The organism is Paenibacillus sp. VTT E-133291, assembly GCF_002264395.1.
Classification (GTDB): Bacteria; Bacillota; Bacilli; order Paenibacillales; family Paenibacillaceae; genus Paenibacillus_AQ; species Paenibacillus_AQ nitricinens.
Map to the genome: position 1 here is coordinate 1 of NZ_NFVA01000184.1, position 3,875 is coordinate 3,875.

General features: G+C 36.4%; 3 protein-coding genes. All 3 read left to right on the plus strand.

The window, feature by feature from the left end; translation table 11 throughout:
- Positions 1-1,648, plus strand: a 1,648-nt coding sequence (locus CA598_RS33250) for a deaminase domain-containing protein (RefSeq protein WP_306440500.1), incomplete at its 5' end; no start/stop codon positions are given.
- 11 nt (positions 1,649-1,659) lie between these two features.
- Complete coding sequence (locus CA598_RS31265) at positions 1,660-2,067, plus strand: hypothetical protein (RefSeq protein ID WP_094879020.1); 408 nt, start codon at positions 1,660-1,662, stop codon at positions 2,065-2,067.
- 544 nt (positions 2,068-2,611) lie between these two features.
- A complete protein-coding gene (locus CA598_RS31270) occupies positions 2,612-2,857 on the plus strand; it encodes a hypothetical protein (protein ID WP_094879021.1) in 246 nt (81 codons plus the stop codon).
- The last annotated feature ends 1,018 nt before the right edge of the window (positions 2,858-3,875 follow it).

A 3,875-nucleotide genomic window follows, 5' to 3' on the forward strand; every position in this document is an offset into this window, starting at 1 on the left:
CCAAGCGCAAATGGATGCAATGCATAAGCTGGCGGAAGACGCACGCAAGAAGCTGGAATCCCTGGGTATAGACGAAGTTCAGTACCAAGTGGGGAAAGATCTAAGCGGCTATTTCAAGCAGGCGGCGGTCAAGTCGTGTGATTATGATCCGTCGATTACCACCAAAAGTGTACCACTTATGGAGAATGAAAAATATGCATTTCTGCTACGAATGTCGATGGAGAAAGGCACGAAGAGGGGCTGGGCGAAGCAACAATTGGCAATGATGAAGCCACAGTCTACGATAGGATCATATGACCCACATGATTTTGTTTCGGATGAGGATATCTTAAATCGGAATAATCCTGAAGTAATCAAGCGATTGCAAGGTACATACTGGTTCGAACTGTCGATAGAGGAGCAGGATCGGAGATATGCAGAGATAAAGGCTTATTATGAGAAGAGTGAGAAGGAAGCGGCGGATAAAAACCGCCGACTAAGCGGTGGCGTTGGAAACCAGACGATTGCCAATATTTTAGAGGGTGGAAGTAGTATCCTGACCCATGCCATCGATACGGCGTCGTTTGGAATGGCAGGAACGATCACCGATTGGATTGTAGGACCGAAACCGAAGGGTTATGTAGATCCTATGGACGATCCGTACGGGAAAAAGGCTGGGCAATTTGCAGGGCAACTAATCAGCATAGGACTACCGTTTAAGTATTTAAAAGCAGTAAAGACCCCAGGCATGTTAGGGAAATTCTCACCAACTTTATTGAAATCCATGGTATCGGGTGCAATCAGTGGTACGATAGGAGAAGCATTTGATACCATTAATGATTATCGGGATGATGGAAAGCAAAGCTTAGGAGAACGGATAGGTGCGGTTGGAGTTAATACCGTAATTGCAGGTGCGGGAGATGTAGCGATCAGGGCGGGAAGCAAAGTACTTGCAAGTACGATGAGATTTGTGAGTGGGAAGCTGTCGAAGATAAAGGTACCCAATTTTGAAGAGATCAGAAAGAAAGTATTGGAGAACATTGGGGAAAGTAAAGCCGCCCGAGAAACCTCAAATTACGGCGAGTATTTAAAGAAAGAGAAGGAGTTACTTAAAGAGATAGAGAAGAAACAGGCTCTCGAGGGGATGGGTGAAAATAAATTACCTAATCGGACAATAGATAGCTTAAATGAGAAGACTCAAAATGTTAGAGACGATATTAACAGAAAAATAGAAAAAATAAGAAATTCCGACGAATACAAAAATCTCTCAAAAACACAGAGAGATAAACTTGATAGAAAACTAAGAAAGTTAAGTAGTGGGAATGTCGCAGTGGCAGATGTAAGCATTCCTGGTATTAAAAAAGAATTTCAAGCACACAGTCAGATTCATTCATCTGATAGCGTTGGTAGTAATGTTGGAGATTTTAGTTCTTCCAAAGTTGATAAGTCATTGGAAACCTATGTTGATGATGAATTTCCAAGATTTAATGATACGGAGGCAAAGATTCTTGAAGATATTGCTTCTCAAATAAAAGACCCTAATGTTAAAGGGCAAATTGATTTGTTTACAGAACTAGATGCATGTCAAAGTTGTTCCAATTTAATTATGGAATTTAGACGTAAGTTCCCAAATATTGAGTTAAATGTCTATTCTAAAAATATGAAATAAGGACTGATGATATGAACATGACAAGTTATGAATCAATAAAGTCATCTATAGTTTTAGACTTTGAAGAATATATTGAAGAAGAAGGTTTAAATGTGGCGCAGGTTTCAGCAAAAACTTTGGAAGAGGATTGGAGAATAGTAAACGATAGTTTGTTTACTAAAACATTATATTTTGTTTCTATTACAATAGAGAGTTTGAAATATAAAGAAATTGCTGATTTTATATATTATAAACTGGATAGTTATCTCAAAAACACTAAATTTGAAGAATATATAGATAAATATGATATTGAAAAGTTGTTACAAGATATTCAAATCTGTAAAGAATTAATTAATAATAAAAGTGAATATACAATCAGAGAAACAAGCTATTCTACAAAATCAAGAGTAGAATACATCTTAGGTCTGAAAGCTGATTAATTTTAGTGTTGTATAGGTGTGGCTACGAACAATTATGTGGGGGCTACCCAGTGCCGAATGAACCCATCATTCAACTTATAACACATATAACCCATGTAATACCCCTTTAAAGATTTAGCCATTTCGTTTGTACGTACAGTAATGCTCGAAAAATATAACCTAATTAAAGCTTAAGCGTTATATAAAACAAGTCGGTTATGGTTAAGAAACCATCATGATTGGCTTGTTTTTTGTTATGATCGCTTTCTTGCATTTTTTCAAATCATTCGCAACTTATTAGAACATTGTAACGTTGACTACGATGTACGAATGCAATCTGGTGACGACCAGATAGTGTTTGATCCGAATTATCTACAAGTTTTGGTGTGGGAACGATTTATGAAAGGGAACTATAATAAGAATGACATCTTATTACTCAATCATGAGCTGTTTAAATCTAAGTACATGAAAAAATATGGGGCTACCTACGAACAAGGACATACAGAAGCTCAAAAGTATTATAACTTGTCAGATAGCGTGTTTGAAGAACGAGGAGGAGATAAGCATGGCTGCTTACGTTTTATTGATGAAAGAAGAAGAAGCAGAAGAATTTGTAATATATAAATTTGGTCCTGATAAAGATAGATTAGGAAAATTAAGGCTGAACAAAGTTAATGGAGAACCTGAAGAGATTGAACAGGTCCCAGATACGACTACTAATTTCTATTATTTTTCTGCGGCTTCAAAACTAATTAGAATACTTAAAGAAGGCGATGGGATTTTTCCAGATACAACGTCATTCGCTTCTTAAGGTGAGTGGGGAGTGGTTTCCTTTCCTTAATTTGGGGGCTACCCAGTGCGGGAATGAATCCATCATTCAACCATAATACATATAACTTGTATATAAAGATTGCACACATCAAATGCTTTGATTTTATAACTTGAATAACGCGATTCGATTACATAGAACAGGTCGATTATGGTCAGAGATCATCATGATTGGCCTGTTTTTTGTTATCTTTATTTTATTGCGGTTTTTTCAAAATTTATTGGGAACTGTAGGATACCCTTGAGCGATAGTTAGGGTAAGAAAGTCATGAATCAGGAGATTTAAGATGAAGAGTTTAATAACAATAGTAAGGTCGGTAAAAAGATCAACAACATAATTGCCTATTGCAACGATGATTACATAGTAAAAACTAACTGATGACGACCAGTCGAAATATAAAGGTTTGAATTTCTTTTATGCTGACTGGTTTGACCAAAAATATAGTCCGGTAATTTCAAAAAAAGTCTTAGTAGGGCTGAACATGTAGGAAATACAAATCTAGATAAACCTCACTGTAATCATATATATAATTTTCGGGATAATAATCCGATATTAAAAGGATACATCTAATATATTTGGCAATATATTGAATTACATAAAGCATAACTTGTCATCTGTAAACTATTTTAGGAACCATTATAAAAGTGAAGTAGGGATACAGTGAAAGAGAATATCTATGCGCAATACAAAGGTGGCGAATATATTAAAACGGTTAACAGGAGTGAGTTAGCAGATGTGTATAAGTAATGTTACAACAAGGACTACAAAATTGAGCAGTTAGGTATGGATCTTGTAGATAGAGGTGTATATCTAAAATGGGTTGATAAAGGTGAAGCGAGGATATTACAACCCTTAATCCTATCTAGTTTTTTAGAAATGAACTGTAGTACTTGAAATTTGGGTTAAGGAGGAGCCTATGCCAGCAAAGAAGCTTACATTTAACGTAGAGGAAGTCGAGCGCCTGCAAACAAAAATAAGACAGGTAAGCCAGGACACCAAC